The 25,467-nt window shown below is 71.5% G+C and carries 23 protein-coding genes; 12 read left to right on the top strand and 11 right to left on the bottom strand.

The features are described 5' to 3' along the window. Positions 1 to 335: 335 nt before the first annotated feature. The 8 genes from D1369_RS43290 to D1369_RS41545 are packed head-to-tail and all read right to left on the bottom strand — an operon-like array spanning position 336 to position 8,763. Positions 336 to 668 (bottom strand): hypothetical protein, encoded by a 333-nt coding sequence (locus D1369_RS43290; protein WP_162951053.1) that lies wholly within the window; start codon positions 666 to 668, stop codon positions 336 to 338. Continuing rightward, the gene (locus tag D1369_RS41575; protein ID WP_037898541.1) at positions 661 to 1,923 is read right to left on the bottom strand and encodes an ATP-grasp domain-containing protein; all 1,263 of its coding nucleotides are present in this window, start codon (positions 1,921 to 1,923) and stop codon (positions 661 to 663) included. The genes D1369_RS43290 and D1369_RS41575 overlap by 8 nt, the downstream gene beginning before the upstream one ends. Continuing rightward, positions 1,920 to 3,200 (bottom strand): aminotransferase class III-fold pyridoxal phosphate-dependent enzyme, encoded by a 1,281-nt coding sequence (locus tag D1369_RS41570; protein WP_007379255.1) that lies wholly within the window; start codon positions 3,198 to 3,200, stop codon positions 1,920 to 1,922. Before D1369_RS41570 ends, D1369_RS41575 begins: the two co-directional genes overlap by 4 nt. Further along, positions 3,194 to 4,741, bottom strand: a complete 1,548-nt coding sequence (locus D1369_RS41565; RefSeq protein WP_007379256.1) for an amino acid adenylation domain-containing protein — start codon at positions 4,739 to 4,741, stop codon at positions 3,194 to 3,196. The genes D1369_RS41570 and D1369_RS41565 overlap by 7 nt, the downstream gene beginning before the upstream one ends. Continuing rightward, positions 4,734 to 5,915 carry an acyl-CoA dehydrogenase family protein gene (locus D1369_RS41560; RefSeq protein ID WP_118083083.1) on the bottom strand — a complete coding sequence of 394 codons (1,182 nt, stop codon included), beginning with the start codon at positions 5,913 to 5,915 and terminating at the stop codon, positions 4,734 to 4,736. The genes D1369_RS41565 and D1369_RS41560 overlap by 8 nt, the downstream gene beginning before the upstream one ends. Beyond that, positions 5,912 to 6,178, bottom strand: a complete 267-nt coding sequence (locus D1369_RS41555; RefSeq protein WP_007379257.1) for a hypothetical protein — start codon at positions 6,176 to 6,178, stop codon at positions 5,912 to 5,914. The genes D1369_RS41560 and D1369_RS41555 overlap by 4 nt, the downstream gene beginning before the upstream one ends. A gap of 18 nt (positions 6,179 to 6,196) precedes the next feature. Continuing rightward, the gene (locus D1369_RS41550) at positions 6,197 to 7,438 is read right to left on the bottom strand and encodes a pyridoxal phosphate-dependent aminotransferase (protein ID WP_118083188.1); all 1,242 of its coding nucleotides are present in this window, start codon (positions 7,436 to 7,438) and stop codon (positions 6,197 to 6,199) included. 8 nt (positions 7,439 to 7,446) lie between these two features. Continuing rightward, on the bottom strand, positions 7,447 to 8,763 hold the full coding sequence (locus tag D1369_RS41545) for a hypothetical protein (RefSeq protein WP_007379258.1): 1,317 nt from the start codon (positions 8,761 to 8,763) through the stop codon (positions 7,447 to 7,449). A gap of 336 nt (positions 8,764 to 9,099) precedes the next feature. Between D1369_RS41545 and D1369_RS41540 the strand changes: the two genes are divergently transcribed. From D1369_RS41540 to D1369_RS41490, 11 genes are read left to right on the top strand one after another with little or no spacing between them, the layout of a single operon-like run. After that, positions 9,100 to 9,819 (top strand): thioesterase domain-containing protein, encoded by a 720-nt coding sequence (locus D1369_RS41540; protein ID WP_007379259.1) that lies wholly within the window; start codon positions 9,100 to 9,102, stop codon positions 9,817 to 9,819. Beyond that, the gene (locus tag D1369_RS41535; RefSeq protein ID WP_007379260.1) at positions 9,812 to 11,062 is read left to right on the top strand and encodes a glutamate-5-semialdehyde dehydrogenase; all 1,251 of its coding nucleotides are present in this window, start codon (positions 9,812 to 9,814) and stop codon (positions 11,060 to 11,062) included. Before D1369_RS41540 ends, D1369_RS41535 begins: the two co-directional genes overlap by 8 nt. A 34-nt stretch (positions 11,063 to 11,096) precedes the next feature. Further along, positions 11,097 to 11,378: an acyl carrier protein gene (locus tag D1369_RS41530; protein ID WP_007379261.1), complete on the top strand. Its 282-nt coding sequence runs from the start codon at positions 11,097 to 11,099 to the stop codon at positions 11,376 to 11,378. Continuing rightward, the gene (locus tag D1369_RS41525; protein ID WP_118083082.1) at positions 11,375 to 12,700 is read left to right on the top strand and encodes a TrpB-like pyridoxal phosphate-dependent enzyme; all 1,326 of its coding nucleotides are present in this window, start codon (positions 11,375 to 11,377) and stop codon (positions 12,698 to 12,700) included. The genes D1369_RS41530 and D1369_RS41525 overlap by 4 nt, the downstream gene beginning before the upstream one ends. Then, positions 12,697 to 13,548, top strand: a complete 852-nt coding sequence (locus D1369_RS41520) for a hypothetical protein (RefSeq protein ID WP_118083081.1) — start codon at positions 12,697 to 12,699, stop codon at positions 13,546 to 13,548. The genes D1369_RS41525 and D1369_RS41520 overlap by 4 nt, the downstream gene beginning before the upstream one ends. 40 nt (positions 13,549 to 13,588) lie before the next feature. Next, a complete protein-coding gene (locus D1369_RS41515; RefSeq protein ID WP_118083080.1) occupies positions 13,589 to 13,852 on the top strand; it encodes an acyl carrier protein in 264 nt (87 codons plus the stop codon). Further along, entirely contained in the window at positions 13,849 to 14,964 is a 1,116-nt protein-coding gene (locus D1369_RS41510; RefSeq protein ID WP_240436144.1) for an acyl-CoA dehydrogenase, read from the top strand. Before D1369_RS41515 ends, D1369_RS41510 begins: the two co-directional genes overlap by 4 nt. Next, the gene (locus D1369_RS41505) at positions 14,961 to 15,563 is read left to right on the top strand and encodes a 4'-phosphopantetheinyl transferase superfamily protein (protein WP_007379263.1); all 603 of its coding nucleotides are present in this window, start codon (positions 14,961 to 14,963) and stop codon (positions 15,561 to 15,563) included. The genes D1369_RS41510 and D1369_RS41505 overlap by 4 nt, the downstream gene beginning before the upstream one ends. After that, positions 15,560 to 16,438, top strand: a complete 879-nt coding sequence (locus tag D1369_RS41500; protein WP_007379264.1) for a hypothetical protein — start codon at positions 15,560 to 15,562, stop codon at positions 16,436 to 16,438. Before D1369_RS41505 ends, D1369_RS41500 begins: the two co-directional genes overlap by 4 nt. After that, the gene (locus D1369_RS41495) at positions 16,425 to 16,982 is read left to right on the top strand and encodes a flavin reductase family protein (protein WP_118083078.1); all 558 of its coding nucleotides are present in this window, start codon (positions 16,425 to 16,427) and stop codon (positions 16,980 to 16,982) included. Before D1369_RS41500 ends, D1369_RS41495 begins: the two co-directional genes overlap by 14 nt. A 12-nt stretch (positions 16,983 to 16,994) precedes the next feature. Then, positions 16,995 to 18,575, top strand: coding sequence for an AMP-binding protein (locus D1369_RS41490; protein WP_118083077.1), 1,581 nt, complete (start codon positions 16,995 to 16,997; stop codon positions 18,573 to 18,575). A gap of 45 nt (positions 18,576 to 18,620) precedes the next feature. Here the strand turns inward: D1369_RS41490 and D1369_RS41485 are convergent, their stop codons facing one another. Then, positions 18,621 to 19,499, bottom strand: coding sequence for a LysR family transcriptional regulator (locus D1369_RS41485; protein ID WP_007379266.1), 879 nt, complete (start codon positions 19,497 to 19,499; stop codon positions 18,621 to 18,623). A 1,035-nt stretch (positions 19,500 to 20,534) separates the two neighbouring features. On the opposite strand from D1369_RS41485, the gene D1369_RS41475 reads away from it, so the two are divergent. Continuing rightward, positions 20,535 to 21,380 (top strand): MFS transporter, encoded by an 846-nt coding sequence (locus D1369_RS41475; RefSeq protein WP_050789645.1) that lies wholly within the window; start codon positions 20,535 to 20,537, stop codon positions 21,378 to 21,380. Positions 21,381 to 21,514: 134 nt separating this feature from the next. Here the strand turns inward: D1369_RS41475 and D1369_RS41470 are convergent, their stop codons facing one another. Both D1369_RS41470 and D1369_RS41465 read right to left on the bottom strand, forming a co-directional pair. Continuing rightward, positions 21,515 to 22,627, bottom strand: coding sequence for an AI-2E family transporter (locus D1369_RS41470; protein WP_106433568.1), 1,113 nt, complete (start codon positions 22,625 to 22,627; stop codon positions 21,515 to 21,517). Positions 22,628 to 23,168: 541 nt separating this feature from the next. Next, positions 23,169 to 25,238, bottom strand: a complete 2,070-nt coding sequence (locus D1369_RS41465) for a putative Ig domain-containing protein (protein WP_007379269.1) — start codon at positions 25,236 to 25,238, stop codon at positions 23,169 to 23,171. Between the last annotated feature and the right edge of the window lie 229 nt (positions 25,239 to 25,467).

Here is a 25,467-nt window from a genome sequence, read left to right as displayed (position 1 = left end):
CCGGTTCCGGGAACGGCGGTGAGACTTCTCAGTGCCCCGGTTCCACGTCGTACAAGCCGAAGCCGTCCAGATAGCCGACAGTGGCGAAATCCTGCAGGAGGACGGAGCGGTCCGGGTGAATCGACCCACCGTGACCGGTTCGCTCTCGTCGTCATGCCGTTGATCCGGTCGCGCATGCCGCTGACCATGATCTTCTGGTAGCGCCAGACGTCCGTGGCCCGGTGCCGGCCTCGGCAGCTGACGGTGTTCACCACGAACATCCGGTGGTACGCGGCGCCCGACTGCTCGGGGGCATCGCAGAACGACACCCCGGTTGCGGGCGCTGCGCACCGGCTTCACGACGATCCGGCCGCCCAGGGAGCGGGGCCACGCTTCCAGGTCCTGCGGTGAGTCGACGCGCTCCTGCCTGGTGGTCGGCACCCCGGCCGCCCTGAGCGTCTCGACGGCCTGCGGGTCGAACTTCGCCAGCCGCTCGACCATGTGCTCGAAGGTCCGTCGTGGACGAAGTTGTCCCGGTAGCCGGTGAGGCCCGCCGGTCCGGAGGAGGGCGGGACCCGCGGTGTGGACTGGACGCGGAGGCAGTCGAGCCCCGCCTCGCGGAACGCCTGGCCCACCTTGTCGACAGCGCCGAAGGGGTCGACGAGGGCGATCGTGGGTGGGTCAGCCATGGTGTCCTTCCTCCACGTCGTAGAAGCCGTACCCGTCGAGGTAGCAGACGGTCTGGAGGTCCTTCTCGACGGTCGCGGCATCGGCGTGCGCCAGGCCGACCGCGAGGGGCTCGGTGCCGTCGTCGACCGTGCGGTGCAGCTGCTGTCCCGGGGTGACCCGCAGCGCCACGCCCTGGTAGCTGTCGAGGCGTTCCACTTCGCCGAGCAGTGGATACGACCTGAGGCGGCCTTCCAGTGGGGAGGCGAGGAACGCCATCGCGGCGTGCCCGTCCCTGCGGTAGGGGGTGTCGACGTCGGCGAGAAAGGCCTCCGGGTCCGTGTACGCCTGCACCGTGCGGTCGACCTGCGACTCACCGGTGACGAGGACGGCGTACCGGGCCACGTCCGCGCCGCACAGTCGGGCGCCGAGCTCCACCAGGCGTGGGCCGTCTGAGGTCATGATGATCTCGAGATGAGCGGGCCCGTGGGCGATGCCGAGGGCGTCGAGCACCGAGAAGGCGTACTCCCGCAGCCGGCTCCAGCGCGGGTCCGAAGGCGGCAGCGAGAGAATGGCGTTGATGCGGTCGCGGACGCCGTTGACGTCGATCTTCTGGTAGCGCCAGGTGTCGGTGACGCGGTGGCGCCCGTCCCGGCTGACGGTGTTGACCACGAACTCCGTGCCGGTCAGGTACTCCTGCGCCACCACCCCCTCGTTGCGCACGCCGAAGTCGTTGACGGCGTGCCGGACCCGCTCGTAGGCGGCGACGGACTCGGCCGGGCTGTCACAGACGCTCACCCCGTCGTTACGGGCGCTGCGGACCGGTTTGACCACGACCCGCCTGCCCAGCCGCGCGTGCCACGCCTGTAGTTGCGCGGCATCCTCGACCGTCAGCTGACGTGCCGTGGGCAGACCGGCCGCCGCCACGGTCCGCGTCTGCACGTCCTTGGTGCGCCGGGCGTGGCTGAGCGCGGTGCCGTTGCCCGGCAGGCCGGTGGCCTCACACAGGGCGTCGGCGAGTTCGACGCCCTGCTCGGTTCCGGCGATCACGGCGGTCGTCCGGTAGTCGGCCAGCCGCGCGGCGGTCGCCTCGACGTCGCCGGCGTGGACGAGGTTGTCGGCGTACAGGCCGAGGTCCAGCTCGCTGCGGTAGTTGGGTGGTATGCCGACGGTGCTCTGCACCCGCACGCAGTCGTGCCCGGCGACGTCGAACGCCTTCACCAGCCGGGCGGCGGACCCGAAGCCGTCGACGACCGCGACGGCGGGACGCCGGGTCACGAGCCGTGCCCGACGACGGTACGCAGCGCGGCTGTCAGCCGCTCCACCAGCTCGTCGGCCTCCTCGTCTCCCAGCACGAGGGGGGGCATCAGCACGAGCGTGTTGTTGGTACTGGTCAGCAGCAGACCGGCGGCCTTGCAGGCGTTGCGCACCTGCGCCATCTCGCTCTCACCCAGACGGCCCGATTCCCGGCGCAGCTCGACGCCGATCATCAGGCCTTCGCCGCGCACGTCGTGGATCAGCGGGATCTCCTCGGCCGCCGCGCGCACCCGCCGGCGGATCTCCGCCCCGGTCGTCCGCACCCGCTCCAGGAGCGTGCCGTCGGCCAGTTCGTCCAGGACGGCCAGTCCGGCGGCCATGGCGGCAGGATGGCCGTCGGCGGTGCAGCCGTGCGGGAAGACATACTCCGGACGGGAGACGGCCTCGTCGAAGACGGCGTCCGAGCAGACCAGGGCGGCCAGCGGGAAGTAGCCAGAGGTGATGCCCTTGCCCAGCACCAGCATGTCGGGCAGGACGCCCTGCGAGGCCATCACCGACATCGCGCCCGTTCGGCCGAATCCCGTGGTGACCTCGTCAGCGATGAGATGGATGCCGTGCCGGTCGCACAGTTCCCGGATCGCGGCGAGGGCCCCTTCGGGTGCGGGCACGACATCGGTGCCCATGATCGGCTCGACGATCACGGCGGTGATGTTCTCCGGCCCGCGGCGCTGCACGGCCCGTTCGAGGGCGTCGAGATCCCAGGGCCGGACATGGTGCACCTCCGGGGTGAGCGGGGCCTGCAGCGCGTGCATCTGCCGTTCGCCGGTGAGCGCGCCCGCCAGGCCCCCGGTGCCGTGATAGCCGTTGGTGAAGGCGAGGACCTTGAGGCGCTGCGTCTCGCCGCGGACCTTGCGCACGAAGCGCGACATGAGCACGGCGGCGCTGGTCATCTGAGAGCCGGTGCTGCCGAAGCGCACATGGTTGAGAGGGTCGGGCAGTTCGGCGACCAGTCGGCGGGCATAGTGCAGGGAGACCTCGGAGGGCTCCTCGTAGCGGATGATCTGGGCCACCGGCAGTCGGCGGAGCTGCTCGGTGACGGCGTCCACGATCCGTTCGCAGCTGTAGCCGAGGGTCGTGTTCCACATCGCCGCCCGGGCGTCCAGATACCAGGTGCCGGTGGCATCCTGCACGCGGCAGCCCTTGCCGTGCACGATGGCGCCGGCGTCGAAGCCGCCGTCCCGGACGATCTGCGGCGTGAGGGAGTTGTGCCAGAGTGCGTCGTGGTCGTTCCTCAGCATGCCAGCGTCTCCAGCCTCTTGCGGTCGAGCTTGCCGTTGTCGTTGAGCGGGAAGCGGTCCACCCGCAGGAACCGGCCGGGGACCATGTAGGCCGGCAGCCGGCCCGCCACCCATCCGGCCAGTTCCGCCACGGGCACCGAGGCGCCCACGTAGAGAGCCCTGAGGTCGGTGCCGTCGAAGAGGACGGCGGCGTCCTCGACACCGGGGTGGCTGCCGAGGGCCGCCTCGACCTCCCCCAGCTCCACACGGTAGCCGTGGACTTGGACCTGGGCGTCCAGCCGGCCGAGGTGGGTCAGCACCCCGTCCTCCTCCACGACCCGGTCGCCGGTGCGGTACCACAGCCGTGCCGGCGGGACGTCGTGCGTGTCGTGGACGCGGGCGCCGGCGCCGGGCTCCCAGTCGAGGAAGCGGCCCGCGTTGTTCTCCGGGTCCAGGTAGCCCGCGAAGCGCTGCACGCCGCGTACGCACAGCTCGCCCATGGCCGCAGGACTGCCCGTCTCGTCCAGGACGACGTGCTCCAGGTGCGGCAGGCGGTGGCCGATCGGGACGGAGGCGTTGCGGGTGCTCGGCCAGTCGGCGGGGTCGGCAGGCAGCCGGTAGGCGGTGCAGGTGACGGTGAGTTCGGTGGGGCCGTACAGGTTCTCGATGACCGCCTGTGGTGCCGCCCGGTGCCAGGCGGCCGCCTGCTTGAGGGTCAGCTGTTCCCCCGCGAACAGACCCCACCGCAGGTCGGGGAGGCACCCGGCCGGCAACCGGCGCATGCGTGCGGCCAGCGAGACCACCGACGGCACGGAGAACCAGTGCGTGAGCCGGTTCGCCCGGGCGAAGGCGGCCGGGTCGGCGAGGTCCTCCCGCTGCGGCACGACCAGGGTGGCGCCGCCGGCCCACGTGACGAACATGTCGAACACGGACGGGTCGAAGGTCAGGTCGAAGGTTTGGCTCAGCCGGTCACCCGGAGCGACTTCGTAGCGTTCCACCTGGTAGGCGATGTAGGGGAGCACGTTGCCGTGCGTGAGGGGCAGGCCCTTGGGGACGCCCGTCGAGCCCGACGTGAAGAGGATGTAGGCGGGGGCCTCGTCGACGGGCGATGACGCGGCCGGGCCTCCCGTCCCGGCCGTGGTCCCGCCGGCCGACGCCGCCGAGGAGAGGTGCCCCGACGGCGTGCCGTCCGCCTTCGCCAGGGCGAGCGGGACCGCGCTGTCGCGCATCAGATCCTGCAACGCGATGTCGGTGAGGACGGTCCGCAGGCCGGCCCGGGCGGCGATGGCGGCGTTGCGCTGCGCGGGGAAGATCGGGTTGAGCGGGACCACGGTCGCCCCGGTGCGCAGGACGGCCAGGTATCCGGCGTACGCCAGCGGTGAGCGGGCGGCCAGCAGCCCGATACGCGCTCCCGGTGGGACCGGGCCGAGGTGGGCCGCGAGGCGTTCGGCGGTCCGGGCCAGCTCCCGGTAGGTGAGGGTCACGCCGGCCGCGCACAGGGCGGGTCGGTCAGCGTGCCGCCGTGCGCTTGCGGAGAACAGGTCGAAGAGCGAGTCAGACATGGCGGACCTCCCGGTCCATGAGGGCCAGCACGCCGTCCGCCGCGTGCAGGCGGTCGTTGCTGTAGTTCAGGGGGGCGGACCGCAGGTCGCGCAGCGTCCGCTCGAGGCCGGTCGGCGAGTCCCGCAGGTAGCCGTGGCGCATGCCCATCAGGTCCGTCAACTCGTCGGCCGCCGCCGGGCACAGCTCCGATGCGGTCAGTTTCACCGCGTTGATCAGGAGTTGCACCGGCGCGCTCGTGGTGTCCTCGGCCGAAGCGAGGACCGACGCGGCGTGCGTGATCAACGCGTGGACGGTGTCCAGGCGTTGGCGGACCCTCGAGAGGCGGGTGAGCAGCAGGGGCGACTCCAGGTCGTAGCGGCGCCGCTCGGCCCGCAGCAGGGTCACGACGCGCTGGAGCGCGCCGTCGGCGGCGCCCTGCCAGCACGCCGCCCAGCCGAGGTGGGCCAGTGGGGCGAAGGTGCGTACCGCGATGTCCCGGAACGCCCCGTGCTCACCGACGACCTGGTCGCGGGGGATCTCGCCGGCCAGGTGCAGGGGCGCGCTGTGGGTGGCGCGCATGCCCATCGGGTTCCAGTCACCCCGTACCGTGACGGTGAGCTGGTCGCGCTCGGCGTAGACCAGCGACAGCCGGGAGGGGGACGTGGCGTCCGGGGCCAGGGCGGTGATGAGGAATCCGTCGGCGTGGCTGCCTCCGGTCACCACGGGGGCGAAGCGGTCCACGCGGACGGTGGAGTCGTCGCCGGCCGCCAGCGTGGACCCGGAGGACAACAGGTGTCCGCCGGTGGCGGCCTCGGTGGTCACCGAGGCCAGATAGAGCTCGCCGCGGACGATACGGGGCAGTAGCCGTTCCCGGAGGGGGCCGCCGTCCCGGACGACGGCGGCCACCTGTTGGCAGTGCATGGTGAAGATCATGCCGACCGACATGCAGGTGCGGGAAAGACGGCTGCTGACGGCCAGCAGTTCGGCCATGCCGCCGCCGGGGCCGCCGTCCTCGGCGGGCACCATGAGCCCGAGGAGACCGGTGCGGCGCATGGCCTTCAGCGCCTCGGCGGGGAAGCGCGCCTCGCGGTCGCAGGCCTCGGCGTGGCGGGCGGCCTCCGCCTCGACCTCGGACACGGCACGTTCGAGGTCGGCGGGGCGCCACGCCGTGCGGGGGAGGTCGGTGACGGTCATCCGGGCACCCCGCTCGTGCGCAGGGTCCGCTCGAAGAGGGCGATGAGTGTGTCCAGGCGACTGAGGTTGTCCGGGGTGAGTTCGCTCGCCTCGACCTCGGTGTCGAGTTCCTCCTCGACCCGCTCGACGATCTCCACGATGCGGAAGGAGCTGAACGTGGGCAGGTCCGTCAGCGCGCAGGTGCTGTACAGGTCGCCGTGGTCGACGCCGAGGACCTCGGCGGTGATGCCGGTGACGACCGCGCGGACGTCGGGTGTCTCCATGATGTCTCCCAGGTGGGGTCAGGCGGCGAGTTTGGCGAAGCCTTCTGCGACGCGGACGAGGGCGTCGGCGACGTGCGGGAGGTCGAGCGGGTCGGGAGCCGCGAGGGCGGCCTCCTGCTCCTCGTCGGTGTCGCCGTAGAGCATGCTGGTGGCGGCTTTGAAGCGCAGCGCGCCGGGATCGTCGCCGAGGTGATGTCCCGCGAGGACGGCCAGGCCGTGCTCGTCCAGCAGATGACGGGCCAGCGCCGCCGATCCGGCCACCCCCCGCTGCGCCAGCGCCTCGCGCCGCGGCTCGAAGTCGGGGTAGACGTAGAACGCACCGGTGGGCGGCCGGCACGTGGCTCCCGCGGCGATCGCCGCGGCGTGCACGGCACGGGCCACGGCTCCGTGCAGTCGTGCGCTCGCCGCCAGCCGCTGCCGGATCTCGGGCGGGTCGCCGAAGGCGTACGCGGCGACCTGCTGCATCGGACCCGACAGCGTGGACCACATGTCGCTGGCCACGGCGACCAACCGGTCGCGCAGGTCGCGCCCCCGGGCGCCGGGGGGCACCCGCAGACCGCCGATGCGCCAGCCGCCGAGCGCCAGGGACTTGGACAGCCCGGTGGTCACCACGGTGCGGCCGGGGGCCACTTCGGCGGGGCTGAGGAAGGGGGCGTCGGGCCGGTGCATGACATCGCGGTAGATCTCGTCCGAGACGACGACCAGGTCCTCCGCCTCGGCGATCCGGCACACCCGCTCGATCAGCCCGGCGGTGGCGAGCGTGCCGGTCGGGTTGTCTGGGAGCGTGAGCACGACGATACGAGGGTCGCCTCCCGTCCGGCGGGCACGCTCGATGGTCTCCGGCAGGGCGTCCGGGTCGGGGATGCCGCCGCATTCGGCGGGGATCGGGACGCCGTACACCCTCTTCCCGGCCATACGCGCCTGTGGTTCGTAGGAGTTCCAGCTGGGACGCGGCAGGAGCACGTCTCCCGGCAGGACCAGGTTCAGTGCCATGAGCAGGGACTTGCTGCCAGGGCCGAGCAGGACGTCCTGCGGGCCGGTGGGCAGGCCGCGGCGCTCGAAGTAGCCGGTGAGCGATGCGAGGGCGTCGGGCGCTCCGGCCACGGGCCCGTAGGCGTTGCGGTGGGCGCCGGCGCGCAGTTGCTCCACCAGGGGGGCGAAGGCGGGCAGCCGGGACTCGCCGAAACCGAGGTGGACGACGGACCGGCCCTGGGCCCGCAGCCGCGCGACCTCTTCGTTGAGGGCGAGATTGGGGGACATCGAGGCGTTCACGACCGCAGCGCCTCCCGGATGTCCTGCGGCGTGTCCGCCGCGATCTCGAGGTCGCTGAGCCAGCTGGCACTGGGGTCGTAGTGCGCCCGGAACGGGCGGCCGACCAGGGCGGGGTTGCGGGCCTGTGCCAGCCGCAGCTGGAAGTACCGGTCTCCGCCGAGGGTCTCGACGCCGTCCACCACGACCTTGCCGGGCGTGGTGGACATCACCGGGCCGCGCACGGTGCGGGCGAGTCCCGGCAGGGTGCGGTAGGCGGTGTGGAAGATCTCCATCGCGCGGGCCAGCGGCACCTTGAAGTAGTCGTAGGGGCCGGTGTCGCGTTCGACGAACATGTAGTACGGGACCGCGCCGAGCGCCAGTTCGGACTTCCACATGGAGGCCCACGTCTCGGCGTCGTCGTTGATGTGCGCGACCATCGGGGCCTGGCAGTAGACCACGGCTCCCGTGGCCCGGATCCGCCGCACGGCCTCGGTCACCCGGGCGGTGCGCAACTCGCGGGGGTGGGTGAAGTGGGCCATGACGGCGACCTGTTTGCCCGTGGCCGCGATCCGCTCGAAGAGCCGCAGCAGCGAGTCGGCGTCCGCGTCGCTCACGAAGCGCTGCGGCCAGTAGGCCAGGGACTTGGTGCCGATGCGGACAGTGTTGACGCTCTCCACGCCGAGCAGCGGCTCCAGGTGCCCGGTGAGGCGTTCGGTGCTCATCACCATCGGGTCGCCCCCGGTCACCAGGACGTCGCTGACCTCGGGGTGGTCGTGCAGGTAGCTGACGAGCCGGTCCGGGCCGGGGGCGGCGAAGCGCAGGGAGGGGTCTCCCACGAACTGCGCCCACCGGAAGCAATAGGTGCAGAAGGAGTGGCAGGACTGCCCCTGGGTGGGGAAGTACAGCACCGTCTCGCGGTACTTGTGCTGCAGGCCGGCCAGCCGTTCGCCCTCGTGCACCGGCACGTTGTACTCGCGCTGCCCGGAGGGGTGGGGGTTGAGTCCGGCGCGGATCCGGGCGACCTCGGCGGCCATCTCGCGCTTGGCCGCCCCCGAGCGCACGAGCGACTCCAGGGAGCGCTCGTCGTCTTCCGGGAGCATGCCACGCTGGGGGAAGACCAGGCGAAAGATCGGGTCCTGCGCCGGGTCCGTCCAGTCGATCAGCTGGTCGAGCACGTACTCGTTGACGCGGAACGGCAGTACGTGTGCCAGCAGGGCGATGCCGTCCCGGATCTTCGGGGAAAGCCCGTAACGCCGGGCGATGTCGTCGATCTGCCGCGGGCCGAAGGCACGGAAGCGGGTACTGCCGACCGGTTGGTCGAGCATCAGTGTCATGCGGGGTCCCTCTGAATTCGGCGGAATAGCTGGGCGACGACAGGCCGGCCCTTGTCGGCGGTCGTGGCGTCGAGCGCCGATTACCCCGCTGGGATTCGTTGATTCGAGTCAGTTTTCCAAGCCATAAATTGTTCGCATGGTGTCGATAAGAGCACCTAATTTCGACCCTGACCAGCTTTCATAATGCCCGCAGTCGAGGAATATAAGAGCCCTCTATGGGTGCGAACGGAGTTCGTTTGAAAGGTGGGTGGCGCGGAATTCGCTTCTCGTCGGTGCCATTGAGTACGGAAAGGAAAGATCATTGATGATCGGTTGCCCGCGTCGCGGACGCACACCATGAGCCGCCCGGATGTCGCCCAGCCGGTGCTCATGCCGATGGGCCGGCCCCGGCCCGGAAGGTGCAGCGTCCTCGTCCACGCCGCCGGCGGCGGTGTCGGGGCCTACACGGGCGTCGGGTTCGCCCTGCGCCGGTCCGGCCCGGTCGTCGCCCTGCGCGGGTACGGGCTGGCGCCGGGAGAGGAGCCGGACCGCAGCGTCGCCGCGATGACGGACCGCTACTGGTCGCTGCTGGCTGAACTCCCCGAGCCACCGGAGCTGTTGTTCGGCTGGTCACTCGGCGGCGTGCTCGCCTGGGAGCTGGCCGCGCGGCTGGCCGAGGAGGGACGGCGGCCACGGGTCGTGATGGTCGACAGCCCCGCCGCCCGCATCGACCGTGATCCGGCGGCTGCCCGGCGGTGGCGCGAGCGGGTCCACGCCTCCCTCGCCGCCGACGACAGCGGCGTTCCCGCCGACCGGGTCGCCGCGACCGCCGACGCGCACCTCGACGCCGTCGTCTCCTACCGGGCCGAGGTGCGCCACGACTGCCCCACACTGCTGATGCCGTGCGCGGACGAGGACAACGACGACCACTTGGCGGCCTGGCGCGAGGTGGCTACGCACCTGACCGTACGGCCGCTGCCCGGCGACCACTTCACCGCCTTCGACGGCGAGCGGCTGCCCCTTCTCCTGGACCACCTCGGGGCCTTCCTCACCACAACGGAGGAGCAGCATGCCTGACGCTCTCCTGAGCCGGGCCCGCGCGGCGTTCGACGCGGCCCCGCCCGTGGGCGACCCCGCCTACGACCAGTACTGCCGTTTCCTCGGTGAGGAACTCGTCGCCCACTGGCCGCAGATCGCCAGGGCCAACGCGGCGGACGTCGCTGCGGCCCAGCGGCTGGGCATGCCGCCCACGCTGGTGGAGCGGCTGCGTCTGACCGACGTCCACCGGGACCGGATGGTCGAGCTCACCGCGATGACCCGGGACGAACTGCGGAAGGTGCGCGAGGCGGAGGTGCCCGTCTCCGGTGCGGCGCGGCACGTCCACCGTGTCCCGCGGCCCCTCGGCGTCGTCCTGATGGTCTACGAGGCACGACCCACCGTCACCGTGGACGGCGCCCTGCTCCCGGTCGCCGTCGGGAACGCGGTACTGCTGCGCGGCGGCAAGGAGACGGCCGCCACCAACGCCGCCGTCGAACGGACCGTGCACGCCGCGCTCACCCGAGCGGGACTGCCCACGGGCCTCGTCACGGTGCTGGACGACCCGCAGCGCCGGCTGCTGCGGGCCCTGTTGAAACGGCCCGACGAGGTGGACGTGCTCATCCCGCGCGGCAGTCCCGCGCTCGTGGAGCACTGCCGTACCAGTGCCATCCCGCTGATCGCCGGCGGCGGCGGCGTCAACCACCTCTATGTTCACCGCAGCGCCGACCTGGACCTCGCCGTGCGTGCCACGCTGGACAGCAAGCTGCCCGAGCCGGCCGGCTGTACCTCCGTGGAGACGCTGCTGCTCGACCGCGCCGTCGCCCGGGACTACCTCACAGCCCTGGCGCGCGGGCTGGCGGGCCGTGAGGGGGAGCTGACCCTGCACACGGCCCCCGAACTGGACGCTGTGGTCCCCTGCACGCTCAAGACAGAACCCCTCGCCGCACACGATCTGGGCCGGGAGTTCCTCGACCCGATCGTCGCCGTCGTACCGGTCGACGACGAGAACGCCGCACTGGACCACGTCCGCCGCCACGGTTCCGGGCACACCGAGGGCGTCATCGCCCGGGACCGGCACGTCATCGACGCCTTCCGCCGCCGCGCCGACGCCGCGATGGTCGTGGTCAACGGCTCGCTGCGGCTGCACGACGGTCCGACCCTCGGTCTGGGCACCGAGATCGCCATCGCCACCGGCCGTCTGCACGTGCGCGGTCCCGTGACGCTCGGCGCACTGGTCACCTACAGCTACGTCACCGACGGCGCCGGCGCGTTGCGCGGCTGACGTCCGGCCTCCCCTCTTCCCCGAAAGGTCTGCCATGCCCCAGGAACTGTCCCTCGACCGGGACGCCGTCGCCACCGTCGTCAAGAAGGTGGTCATCGCCGAGTCACGGCTGTCCCTTCCGCCCGACAGGGTCAGCGACGACGAACCACTCGTCGGGGACCTGCTGAACGTGAACTCGCTCGGGTTCGTCGGCATGCTCGTGCGGATCGAGGACGAGCTGGACGTCACTCTCCCCGACGACCTCTTCGTGGGGCGCAGCTTCCGTACTGTCCGGGACCTCATCGACGTCGTGACGGCCGCGGAGGTACGGCGGTGACGCACGGGGTCCCGACTCGGTGGCGCAGCGTCCTGCCGCATCTGTCCGAGCCCCTGCCGCCGGACCGCACCCCGCCCCGCTCGGGTGACGAGGCCGGAGAGATAAAGATCAACCTCCCGACCGAGCTGATTCGGCACAGCATCTCCGCCCGTGAGTACTGGGACATCCCCGCCCCGGTCGTCGAGCGCTACCGGCAGTACCGCCCGACCCCGTTGTGGCGTGCCCGCGGTTTCGAGGAGGCCGTCGGCGCCCGTGTCCCCGTCTACGTCAAGAACGAGGGCGTCAACATCTCGGGCAGCCACAAGCTCAACACGGCGCTCGCGCAGGCCTACTACTACCGGAAGGCCGGTGTGAAGGAGCTGGTCACGGGCACCGGGGCGGGCCAGTGGGGCACTGCCATGGCTGCGGCGTGCGCCCTGTTCGGACTGCGCTGCCGGGTCTTCATGGTCGAGTCCAGCCTTCGCCGCAAGCCCTACCGCGGGGTCCTGATGCGCATGCTGGGCGCCGAGGTGCATGCCAGCCCCAGCGGCATGACCAAGGTCTCCGCCACCGAGGGCCCGGCCGCCGGCAACAGCCTCTCGCTGGCCATCGGGGAGGCCGTCGAGTACGCCACGGAACACGACCGGGTGGCCTTCTGCATCGGCAGCGGGGAGACGTACAGCATCCTGCACCAGTCCGTGATCGGCCTGGAGGCGGAGGAGCAACTCGCGGAACTGGACGCCGAGATCGGCGCGGTCGTCGGCTGCGTTGGCGCCGGATCCAACTTCGGCGGCATCGCGTTGCCCTTCCACGCCACGGCCAGGGCGGCAGGCAGGGAGGGGCCCCTGCTGGTCGCCGCCGAGTCCAGCAGCACACCGAAGCTGACCCGCGGTGTCTACGCCTACGACAAGACCGACGCCACCGGCAGCGGCCCGATGGAGGCTATGTACACCATCGGCAGCGACTACCGAATCCCGGACGCGCACACCGCGGGCCTGCGCTTCCACGGCGCGGCGAAGCTCATCTCCGCGATGCGGCACAGCGGGGACATCGACGCCATGGCGGTCAGCCAGGCGGACGCCCTGGACGCGGGCCGGCTGCTCGCCCGCCACGAGAGCGTCCTGCCGGCGCCCGAGTCCGGCCACGCCTTGGCGGCCGCCGCCCGCATCGCCACCTCGCCCGGGGCCACCGGCGGAGTCCTGGTGTGCGTCAGCGGCCACGGCTACCTGGACCTCGGGGCCTACGAGCACTTCCTCGACGGCGGAGTCGAGGACCAGTCCCCGCCCGACGAAACGCTTGCCCGTGCGGTGGCCGGGCTGACACGGGTGGAGACGCGCCCGTGACGGCCACCGCCGCCCCGTCCGTGCGGACCGGGATCCTCGACTGCGTGCAGGTCAACCTGGCGGTCATCGCGGACCGCCGCAACGGGCCGGGGCGGCATCTCGCGCTGGGGGCGCGGCTGCGCTTCCTGCCGCGGCCCGGCCCCGACGGTCTGCCCACGGTGGACCCCTCGCCAGAGGAGCACTTGCGCGAGGGAGCCGCTCTGGTGGGCCTGCGGCCGGACGCCTTCGCCCACCGCGTCCCCGCGGACGGGCTGCGCGCCATGGCCGAACGGGCGTCCGGGGTCTACGCCGTGGCCGACTCCTACGACATGCCGTGGCTGCCCTACGCGGGCCGGGCGCGCATGGAGCACAGCTTCCTGGTCGGTGCGCACCGGGACGGAGCCGAGGTCGAGGACGCGTACGACAACGAGACGGCGTGGGGGCCGGCCCGGCCCGGCCGCTGGACGTACCCCTGGGAGCGCCTGCCCGCCGCCTCCTTCGCATGCACCCTGTCGTCGGTGCCCGAATACCGCGCGCCCCGGCCGGAGCTCTTCCTGGACGATCCGGCGGCATACGTCGAGACCTACACCGCCCATCCCGACCGGCTCGCCGCCCTGCGCCGGCTGACCGCGGAGACCTGGCTGCTGACGCGGGCCCGGCACCTGCACGCCGCCTACCGAGAGCACCTCGGCGAGCGGCTGGAGGCGGAGGAACACCTGCGTCGTTGGGACCGGCTCACCGCGACCGTGTTCATCGCCCAGCGGCGCGCCGAACGGGGCAGGCCGGTCCCCGCGACCCTGCTGCCCGAGCTGGCGTCCCTGCTGGCCGCCGATCGCGAGGTGTTCGCCGTGCGGCCCCACCGACCCTGACCCTGCCGATCCTCACCACCACCCAAGCGACGGAGAAGCCGTGAACCAGCCCTTCATCGACCTGCTGACGCCGTTCCTCCCCAACCTCGGGGACCGTCCCCTCACCGAGGACAGCCGCCTGCACGACCTCGGGATGAACTCCATGAAGGCCATCGACCTGCTCTTCGCCATCGAGGATGGGCTCGGGGTCTCCCTTCCGGACGAGGACCTCAACGACACCACCTTCGCCACCGCCGGCAGTCTGTGGGCCGCGGTGCAGCGGGCACAGGCTGCCACCGAGGGAGACGGCAGGGCGGCGGCATGACTGTCTCCGCGATGCGGGAGCCGGCGGCCGCGGCGGCCGGCTCCCGGCTCGGCACGCTGCCCGCCGACGCGAGCGGCGCCGACCTCTGGCGTGCCCTCGGAGCGGAGAACCGGCTGGCCGGGGCCTACCGCGGCAACGACCCACGCCGGGGCGTCGACGCGGCCGCGCTGAGCGCCCTGCTGACGGACGTGGACCGCCGCTTCGGCGTCGGCTCCACACTGGCCGTGACCGTGCCGCTGGCGACGTGCCTGCCGCTGCTGGCCGGGGGGACCGGCCCGGCCGCCCGGACGCTCGCCGACAGCCTTGACGGGCGTACCGTCGTGGCCCTCGCCGCCACCGACGAGGGCTCCGGCTGCGACCTGGCGGCACTGGACACCCGCGTCTCCTTCGACGACGACCACGTCCGGCTCGACGGAACCAAGCGCTGGATCACCAACGCGACGACGTGCGATGCCGCCCTGGTCCTCGCCCGTCACCGGCCCGGACCCCACTTCACCAACTTCACCTGGGTCCTCGTGCCGGCCGACGCGCCCGGCGTGCACGTGGAACCGGCCGAGACGGAGTTGTTCGACGGCTCCGGGACCGGCCACCTCACCTTCGACGACGTCCGGCTGACCCGCGGCCACGTCGTGGGCGGTACCGGCCGGGGCCTGAGCACGTTCGCGGCCCACATCGCCACCGAGCGGCTGGCCGGGGCACTGTGGGCGGTCGCACTGTGCGAGCGGGTGCTGCGCGATACCGCCCGCTACCTGGGGCGGCGCCGCCACGGCGACGGGGTCCTGTGGGAGCGGGAGGGGATACGCCAGCGCTGGGCGGGCGCACTGCTGCGCTCCCGTCAGCACCGCGCCCTGACCGAGAGCCTCACCGAGGCGGTCGCCGCCCGCCGCGACACCTCTGCCGCCGCGCTGCTCAAGGCCAGCGCCGCCGAGACCGTCGAACACGTCCTCGACGTGTGCGCCCACCTCCAGGGCGCGCACGGCTTCCGTACCGGTGGCCCGCAGCACCTGCGGGCGCAGGGCGCCCTGTTCGGGATCGGCGGCGGTACCACCGAGGTCGTTCTGAGCATCGTGGCCGAAACGGCCTCCCAGAGTGGTCCGGAGGATCTGCCGTGAGAGTCGTGGAGATCAGCCCGGGGGTGTGGGTGGCCACCGGTGAGGCGTCCACCGGACGCCTGACCCGCGCCGACCTCGCCGCGACACAAGACCGGCCTGCCTGGCGTGCGCGCCAGATGCTGGCGGGGCGCGCGCTCTTGCGCGAGCTGCTCGCCGAGGTGGCACCCGACGATGCCGGCGAGCCGGTGGTGGCCGGCCGCAACGGCAAACCGCTCCTGCGGGGCCGGTCCCGGCCCGGCATCAGCATTTCCCACGACGGGGGGCACACCGTCGTGGCCGTCGCGCCCGGCCGCCGCCTCGGGGTCGACGTGCAGGTGCCGCCGCAGTACGTCGGCCACTCGATGCTCCGGCGGTGCGCCGCCCCGTACGCGAACCACCTGTACCGCATGCCGGCCGCCCTGCGGCACACCGTCTTCACGGAGATCTGGACGGTCCAGGAGGCCTGTGTGAAGGCACACGGCACCGGCATCGGAGGGCGCCCCTGGAGCATCGACGTGCCCCCGCATCTCGACCACGGCAACTGGCGCGGTCTGCGCTGGCGCAAGGTGCGAGACCTCATCGACGTACCCGTGGCCTGCGCTTGGGAGACGACACCATGACACCTGCCCTGTCCTGCTACTCCACCACGCTGGTGGAGTACCTGGGAGGCGCGGCGGCGGACCGCCTGGCGTCGGCGGTGCACCTGTGGGTGCGCACCGACGAACCGGACGGCACGCTCGCCTTCTCCCACCACGATCGCATCGACGGCGGGACCCTGGTCCACGACCATCGCCCGGACTGGCCGTCGGCCCGTGCCGCGCTCGCCGACCTGCTCGCCGAGCAGGGGCAGGTGATCGTGTCGGGCAACGCCTTCCACCTGCCCTGGTCTCCGCACCACGGGGTGCGGACCGTCCCCCACTGGTTCCTGCTGCGGGCCCACGACGCGAACGGGTGGCTCGTGACCGACCCGTTCCACGCCCTGATGCCCAACGGCGAGCAACTGCCCTACGCCGGAGTACTCGACGACGACGCGCTGCGCCGGGCGCTGGCACCGGTGGGGCGGCTCGACCCGGCCGTCCGCAACCGGGACGTGCACGCCCTGGGGGAACCGGTGGACAGCGGCCCCACGGATGCCTACCGCTGGCTGCGCCGGACCATCACACCCCCGGCCGGCGTCCCGGCGCAGTGGCCCGGCACCTGGCTGCGCGAGCCGCGGGAGGTGTTCGCGTACCTGCGGGACCGCCTCACTACCGACGGGGATCTGCTGGAGCGGCACATCGACGACCTGTGGGCGGCGTCCCGGCACCAGCTCCACCGCCTGGGGCCGAACCCTGACCCGGACCTGGCCGACGCCTGGACGCAGTTGCCCAAAGCCCTGCGATTCGCAGCCGACTCCGCAGGGCGCGGACGCCCCCGCACCGGTGTGGTCGAGCGGGCGCTCGACACCCTCGCCGGACTCACGACCGGCATGGAGGTGAGCCGTGCTCGGGGTTGAGACCTCGACTGCCCAGGCGGCCGCGTCGGCCGAGGCGGGGGTGGACGAAGCCCTCTTCCGCGCGGCGATGACGGGACTGGCCAAATGCGTCGCGGTCACCACCGCCCTCGGACCGAACGGGCCGGTGGGGTGCACCACGACCTCGCTGATGTCGCTGTCCGTGGCGCCGCCGAGCGTGCTGCTGGCCTTCGGCACGCGCGGACGCACCCTGGACCACCTGCTCGGCGCCGGCCACTTCGCCGTCAACGTGCTGTCCCACACGCAGGGGCCGCTGGTCCGGCGCTTCGCCACCGGCACCCCCGCCCAGCGCTTCCGCGACACGCCGCACGCCGTGGTGCGGGGCGTCCCAGTCCTGAACGACGCCGCCGTCGTGATGACCTGCGACGTCGCGGAGACCTTCACCTCCCTCGACCACGTCCTGGTCGTCGGCACCGTACGCCACCTGAGCACTGCCCCCGGTTCCCCGCTGGTGCTCGTCACCGGGGAACCGCACATCGCCACACCCGTACCGCCCGCCCCGGCCGCGGCCGGCAACCTGCGTTGACCTGGAGAGATCATGCCAGCGACTCCCGCACCTGCGGTGACCCACCGGCCCGACGAACGCTTCGACGAGTTCCTCCTGGCAGCCGCGGCCACGCACCCCGACCAACCCGCCGTGGTGGAGTACGCGGACGGCGCGGAACGGGTGACGACCTTCCGCGGGCTGCGCGAGGCCGCCGAGCGGTATGCCGCTGAACTGGACCGCTTCAGCCTGCGGACAGGCGACCGTGTCATGATCGTTTCGGACACGTCCGCCGAGGCCGTCGCCCTCGTGCTGGCGTGTTCGTCGCGCGGCCTGCCCTTCGTCCCGGTCAGCCCGGAGACGCCGGCCGAACGGCGGGAGACGATCGAGCGGCTGGCCGAGCCCGCGCTGTGCCTGACCGCCGACGGGGAACCGCGGGCGGCCGTGGGCCACGGCCGGTTCGGCGGGGGCAGCATCGAGGTACCGCGCCCGCCGGTGCGCCGTGAGCGGCTGAGGCGCGCCGTGACGCCGACCGACACCGCCTACATCATCTTCACGTCGGGCACCACGGGCCGGCCCAAAGGCGTGGTGATGAGCCACCGGTCCGTCGTCGCCTTCTACCGGGGCATGATCGCCGAGGGGTTCGTGTCGACGGGCGACCGGGTGGCGTCGACGTCCCCACTCCAGTTCGACTTCTCGCTCCTGGACATCGGCATGGCGCTGGGCAGCGGAGCGGCGGTGGCCCCCGTCCCGCGGGCTCTGCTGCGCTGGCCGACGAGGTTCCTCAAGGTGCTGCGCGTCACCCGGGCGACCCATGTCAACGGCGTGCCGTCCATCTGGCGGCAGTCGCTGCGCCACATCCCCGACCAGCTGGCCGACCTTCCCGATCTACGCGGAGTGCTCTTCTGCGGAGAGGAGTTCCCGCTGGGCGAACTGCGCCACCTCCAGCGCCTGCGGCCCGGCATCCGTCTGATCAACTGCTACGGGGCGACGGAATCCATGGCGGCCAGTTTCGCCGACGTCCCCGACCCCCTGCCCGACGACGTGACGCACCTGTCGATCGGCAACGGGCACCGGGGCACCGACATCCTCCTGCTGGACGCCGAGGGGGCACCGGTGTGCGAGGAGGGCGTCGTCGGCGAGATGTACCTGCGCAGCCCGGCCCTGATGACCGGCTACTGGGGGGACGCCGAGGCCACGGACGCCGTCCTTGTCACCGACCCGCTGGAGCCCCGCTCCGGGCAGCGCCTGCTGCGGACCGGTGACCTGGCCTTCCGGGACGCCGACGGCGCGCTGCGTTTCTGCGGGCGTCGGGACTCCCAGGTGCAGATCCGCGGCAACCGCGTCGAACCGGCCGAGGTGCAGCGACGGCTGCTCGCCCACCCCCAGGTCCGCGAGGCGGCCGTCGTGGTGTACAAGGGGCCTGAGGGTGACGCTGAGTTGAGCGCGTTCGTCGTGTTGGCCGACGGAGCGGCCCGGTCGGCCGAGAGCGACCTGCTCGCGTTCTGCCTGCGTTCGATGCCCGCGTACATGGCACCCAGCGTGGTGCGTATCGTGGAAAGCCTCCCCGTCAACCAGCATGGCAAGACCGACCACCGGCGGCTTCTCGCCCAGCTCCTCACGGATGCCGCCTGAGCGGCCCGCGGGCTCCGTGGCTCCCGCAGCGGGCCCGGAGCCCGTTCAGTCTGCGCTGACCACGTCGGAGGCGGCCTTCAGCACGGCGTCGAGGGCCGGGTGCCCGGCGTCGCCGCGGCGCCACAGGGCCTGCGTGTACGTGGCGGTGGCGGGTCGCCAGTCCACGACCCTGCGAAGCCGGCCGTCGGCGATGTCCTCGGCCACGGCGACCTCGGGAAGCAGGCCCACGCCGATGCCGCTCTCGGCCATGCGCTTCACCGCGGTGACGGAATCGAGCCTCAGCGTCCGCCCCGGCCGCAGGGTCGACTCGACCTCGTCCAGGAGCCCGCCGCAGTGACGGACGTCGAGGTCGGCGCTGACGAGAATCGACGACACCGCCTCCTCGGGGCCCGGGCGGCCGGGACCTGGTCGTCCTCCGGCGACCAAGGCGAATGGCTCGGGGCAGAGATCGCAGTACTCCAGATCCTCGTCCGACGCTTCGCTTCCTATCATGAATACGCAGTCCATCTCTCCGTTGTGCAGCATGACGAGTGCCTCTTGAGGGGTGGACAGCCGGAGCGACACATCCATGTCCGGATAGCGCACGAGCAGGTATTCGATGAGCGGGAGCAGTCGGTGGTTGATAAGGCTTTCCGACGCACCGACGCAGATTCTCCCCTGCGGCGTGAGTGACGCGTCCGCGATGCGCCGGACGTGACCGCTGAGCCGCAGTATCTCGCGGGCCTGTTCGAGAATGGAGCGACCGGCTCGCGTCGGCCGGACACCCCCCGGTAAGCGCTCCAGCAGGGGCAGACCGAGCGACCGCTCCAGTGCCTTGATGCGATTGGTCACCGTGGGCTGGGTCACCCGGAGCATGCTCGCAGCCCGTGTCACACTCCCCGCGTCCACGGCGCCCAGGAATGCCTCGAGATGCCGCGTATCCAATTCTTCCCCCGTGTGAGTCGAAACCCGTCGAAATGCAAGCCGGTGCTATGTCGGCTTTCTTCCCCGCTGCGTCGCCCTGTCATTCCGGTTACGAATGACATATGAGCGGTCACGGTGTATACGAGCGTAGCGTCACCCTTCCCTCTCATCAACATGTTTGGTATGGGCATTTATGGGGAGCGCCTTTTCCGGGACGGACGATTTCACGTCAGTTCAGTACCCGCGGACGGCCCCCTCCGGCGTCCCGGGCGCACAGCCGGATCGCCTGCCTTTTCCACCCCGGGAACCCGCCACGGCCCTGGCGTATGGCCTTCGAAAGCAACAGCCTGGTTCAGTGTGCCCGCCGCAGTATGGGCAGGACTCGGCGTCGCAGCGCTCATGCCAACGAACCTGGAACCGGCCATGACCATCGCGCCCCTCGCCCGCCACCCCGGCGTCAGCCACGGCACCATCCGAACCGCCGTCGCGGAGCCGGGCACCCCAGCCCTTGAGCTGCAAGGTGGCCGATTTCCTCGGCACCGCCGAGCTGGCGCCGACAGAGCGCGCCGCGCTCGACCAGGGCGTAACCGTACGGCGCCGCCGAGGCTCCGCCCTGCGCATCACCGCCGCGCCCGCGCTCCACCACCGACTCCCCGGCCGCGGCCAGGTGCTCGACGGCGCCGCGGCGGTCCCGGCCAGCGCGAGGCCCCCGCGCGTACGAGAACCGCGTCAACCTGTATGCCCCGTTATCTTCTTCGCGATCCTGCAAAAGGGCCGCTGGCCTCCGGGCCCGGTATGACTGTTGCCCCATATCGAAGGCATGACAACGCCGTTGCTTCAAGTGGTCGTGCCATCGCTGGTTCAGGGTGACGACGACCGGGGGGCGGCGTTGGCTTGCGGGTTCTTCGGGGGCCTTGCTGCCGTAGCCGGTGATGCAGGAGCGGATCTTGCGAGGGCAGTCACGGGGCCGACGGCGGGGCAACAGACTTTGGCCGATCTCGGCGAAGCGACACCCGCGGCCGACGCCGCCCACTCCTGATCGGCCTGACGGTGTACATGGCGGCAGGCGCCGTCTGCTCCCTCGCCCCGGATCCGCAGGTGCTCATCGGCATGCGCCTGATCCAGGGTCTGGCCGGTACCGCGGGCATCGTCATCGCCCGGGCCGTCGTGCGCGACCTGGACGACGGACTCGCCGCCGCCCGCCTGTTGTCCTCGCTGATGCTGGTTTCCGGCGTGGCGCCGATCCTCGCCCCCGTGCTCGGCGCTCAACTGCTGCGCCTGACTTCCTGGCGCGGCGTCTTCGTCACCCTCACCCTGCTGGGCGTGGTCATCCTGTCCGCCACCGCCGCCCTGCTCCCCCACACCCTGCCGACCGCGCATCGACGGCACGGCGGGCTGACCACCACCCTGCGCACCATGCGCGACCTGCTAGGCGACCGCCGCTTCACCGGCTACCTGCTCACCGGCGGTCTCGGCTTCGCCGCCCTGTTCGCCTACATCGCCGGCTCGTCCTTCACCCTGCAACGCGTCTACGGCGCCTCCCCGCAGACCTACAGCGTGCTCTTCGCCGTCAACTCGATCGGCATGGTCGCCACCGGCCAGCTCAGCGGCAAGCTGCTGCTCGGCCGTTTCCCCTCGCACCGCGTCCTGGCGACGGGGCCGGCCGTACTCGGTGCCGCGGGTACCGCCCTGCTCCTACTGGTCACCACCACACACCTGGGTCTGCCCTGGCTCGCCAACCGCGCTGCTCTTCACGGCCTGTCCCGTCGGCATGATGGCCGGTCTCGGTGGCCAGGACACAGCCCCGACCATGGCGACATCGGTCCTCGGCCTCGCGCTGGCCGCGTCGGGCTGCTTCCTCGCCTTGTGCCCCCCCATGGCGGTCCACCGCGGACCCACTGAAGCTGTGAGCCGCATCCACAGCACCCGTATCGCAACGACCTGCCTGGCGAAGTATGGCTCGAGAGCCGGCTGGAAGTGGCGGCATGTCAGTTGCGCAACACAGAGAGGGCGTCTGATACCCGGGCGATGGCAGGTCACGGCGGTGTTCGTGGATGCTTCTGCGCGGTCGGCGGGGTGCGCAGTTCGCCGTGCACCGCCCAGGCCACCGACACCATGGGCACCGCCACGACCGCGCCGACGACGCCCGCCAGGATGGCGCCGGCGATGACGGAGACGGCCACGATGACCGGGTGCAGCTGGACCGCCCAGCTCATCACCAGCGGATGCAGGACGTGGCCCTCGATCTGGCCGATGATGACGATCAGCGCGAGGACCACGATCGCGATGGCCGGCCCACGCGACGCCAGGGCGACCACCGTGGCCACGCCCAACGCGATGGGCGATCCCACCAGCGGGATGAACGCGGCGAAGAACTCCAGCATCGTCAGCGGCAGGGCGAGCGGCACCCGCAGCACGAACAGCGCGACGCCGACCAGCACCGCGTTGCTGGCCGCCACGATGACGATGCCCCGCGTGTACCCGGCGAAAGTCCGCCACGCCGTACGGCCCGCGCGGCTGAACGGGTCCCGCGCCCGCTGCGGCAGCAGTTCCTGGAACCAGCTCCAGAACCGGTCGCCGGAATGGACGAAGAACAGGGAGCAGAACAGCGCGAGCACCCCCGCGGTCAGCACCTCCACGAGCCGTCCCGCACCGCTCACGGCGCTGCTGATCAGCACGGAACGGTGATCGGAGACGAAGGAGTTCACCTTGTCCTGAAGATTCGACGTCACCGCGGGACTCACGTGGAACGGAGCTCCCTGCAGCCACCGTTCGATGCGCCCGACGCCCCCGCTGAACTCCTGCCCCAGCCGGCCCCACTCGCTCGCCACCAGCTCCCCGACCAGCGCCAGCAGCCCGAGGAGCACCAGCAGGCTTCCCACGACACTCACCACCACCGCCAGGGCACGCGGCAGCCACCGAGCCAACAGATCGGCGAGGGGACGCAGTACGGAGGTGACGACCAGGGCGAGAAACAACGCGACAGCGACCAACTGCAGACGTCCCAGCAGCACGAAACCCGCGTACACCGCCGCCCCGAGCACCAGCAGCCGCCACGCGTACGCGGCACCCACCTTCAGCCCGTGGCTGACGGTCACGCCGTCCTCGGCCGGGCGCACCGCCGTCGCCGCCCTGCGCGCAACCGCCACGGTCCCGACTCCGCCCGCCGGCCGGCTGCCGAGCACGACGTACCGCATCCGCCGCGGACCACGACTGGCGCCACGACCGCCGCCGGGGCCAGCGCCCGGACGTCTGCGCGACCGACGCAGTGCGTCGCTCACCTGCACGTCACCGCCTCACGTCGTCGAAACCACGCAGCTACGTGTCCCCAGAGGAGCTGCCTTCTAAAAACGCATCCCCCATCTGCCCCGGACGCCGGCAGCCTGGCGGACCGCGGCTGTCGCGAATACCCGATCGGCGGCAGCTGCCGGCACACGCCAAGATCATGGCACTCGACGGCAAGAACCCCTTCAGGAGCCCGCTCCGCAGCCGGTGGGCAAAGCCCAGTGGTGGTCGTCGGAGGACCAGCCGTGCGGGGGGGGGTTGCGGCGGCCGCAAACTGTTCGCCGCAGGGCTTGCGGGCACGAAGGCGTCATCCGAGGCCGCTGACGGTGTCCGGCCGAGTGGATCACGGGTGTCCCGCACGCGGACGGTCTCCGCGTGCGGGATCGAGTGCTTGCTTCGGGAGGGTCAGCTGGTCGTCAGGGCGGTGTCGTCAACGACGAAGCTGGTCTGGAGGGAGGAGTCCTCCACTCCGTTGAACTTCAGGGTGACGGTGGAGCCGGCGTACGAGGACAGGTCGAAGGACTTCTGGGCGTACCCGGAGGCTTTGTTGAGGTTGGAGTAGGTGGCCAGGGTGGTCGAGCCCGCGGTGACCGTCAGCTTGTCGTACGCGCTGCTGGTCGAGGTCTCCGCGGTGTCGATGTGCAGGTAGAAGGTGAAGGTGGCCTTGCAGCCGCTCGGCACGGTCACCGACTGGGAGAGCGTGTCGGTGTGCGCGGAGCCGTAGCCGTCCAGCCAGGCGTAGTAGGAACCGGAGTGTGCCGCCTCGCTGGTGGAGTTGGTGATGACCCCGCTGGAGCCGGTCCAGGTGGTGTTGCCCGACTCGAAGCCGGCGTTGCCGAGCAGCTGGGTCGAGGTGCAGGTGCCGCTGCCGGATCCGACGGTCCAGGTGAAGGAGGCCGAGCCGGAGGCGCCGGTCGAGTCCTTCGCGGTGACGGTGACCTGGTAGGTGCCCGCGGTGGACGCCGTTCCCGTGATCTTGCCGGTCGAGCTGCTGATGGACAGGCCGGTCGGCAGGCCGGAGGCGCTGTAGGTGAGGGTGGCGCCCGCGCTGTCGCTTGCGCTGATCTGCAGGCTGACCGAACCACCGGTCGTCGTCGACTGGCTGCCCGGGTTGGTGACGGTCACCGTGTTGCCGGAGGTGCTGCCGGAGGCGAAAGCGGCGGTGCCGTTGGGGGTGCCCCAGCCGGTCGGGCCGTCGTAGCCGGTGGTCGCGGTGCAGAAGTACGAGGTGGAGCAGGAGCCGTTGCTGCCGCTGGTCACGTCGTACAGGTTGGAGGTGTGGGAGTAGGGGTACTTCGCCGGGTAGTCGCTGGAGCCCGGGGTGCCGGCGAGGGCGTAGACGCCGGCGACGATCGGTGCGGAGGCACTGGTGCCGCCGTAGACCGCCCAGCCGGAGCCGCCGTAGGTGTCGTACACGGCCACACCGGTCGCCGGGTCGGCGACCGCGGAGACGTCGGCTTCCATCCGCTTGGTGCACCCGGTGTCGGTCTGCCAGGTCGGCTTCGGGTCGTAGGCCGAGCAGCCGGAGCCGGTGCCCTCGGTGGAGCTGGTCTTCCACACGGACTCGGTCCAGCCGCGGGAGTTGGAGGACGTGGACAGGGCGGTGCCGCCGACTGCGGTCACGTACTGGGAGGTCGCCGGGTACTCGGCACCGTAGGCGGAGTCACCGGAGGAGACGGTGATCGCGACACCCGGGTGCTTGAAGTACGAGGTGTCCTCGCTGGTCTGGGAGGAGGCTTCGTCGCCGCCCCAGCTGTTGGAGACGAACTTGGCGCCGAGCGAGACCGCCTCGTTCTCGGCGATGCCGAGGTCGGTGTCGTTGGCGGAGTTGGCCTCGACAAGGGTGATGTTGCAGTTCGGGCAGACGGCGCTGACCATGTCGATGTCGAGGGCCTCCTCGCCGGCCCAGCCGCTGTCGTTGGTCGGCAGCGAGGTGGTCGAACCGGTCTGACTGACCTGCTTGAAGCAGCCGTTGGCCTTGGTGCAGGCGGACAGACCGTAGGTGGAGCGGTAAGTGGCGAGGTCCGACTCGGCGTTGGGGTCGTTGTAGGCGTCGACCACGGCGACCGTCAGGCCGCTGCCGCCGGTGGTGGGCAGGTTGTAGGCGCTGTGCAGGTTGGCCGGGGAGAGGCCGGAGGGGGCCGCGGCGGCGAGTGCCGAGGCGAGGCGCTGCTTGATGTCGGTACGGCGCTGCGCGAAGCAGGACGCGTGGCCCGGCTCGGCGGTGGCGCACAGGTGAGTTGTGGGTACGTTCTGGCCCGCCTTGCCGGTGGAGTGGAAGGCCTGACGCGCGGGGGCGGTCAGCGCCTTGTTGTTCTGCGTGACCTTGGTGGTGTGCGGGTGGGCGGCAGCGGCCTGAGCGCCGGCCGTCGGTGCCGCGACGAGTCCGGCGACGGTAAGGGCGAGGGCCGGGAAGGAGACGGCGAGGAGTCTTCGCAGACTCCTTCTCCGCTTGTTCGGACGGGACTCACGCATGGGGTTCTGCCTCCGTTGACGTGGGGATGCGCACTGGATTGGCAGGCCCGTGACGCGCGTAGCGGCGGCGAAACCGCGCAGCCATGAGCATGACATTCACCTGACCCGACATGCCGATGAACATGACATGACAGGGTGCGAGAGGAACGTAAATCCCGAGGCGGCCGAACCGGCAGGTCCGCTAGGAAGTCTTTGCTCCGCCATAGGACGAGAATGGCCACTTCATTGG

The organism is Streptomyces sp. CC0208 (assembly GCF_003443735.1).
Classification (GTDB): domain Bacteria; phylum Actinomycetota; class Actinomycetes; order Streptomycetales; family Streptomycetaceae; genus Streptomyces; species Streptomyces sviceus.
The sequence above is the reverse complement of the archived record's forward strand: the minus strand, read 5'-3'. Positions and strand labels throughout refer to the sequence as shown.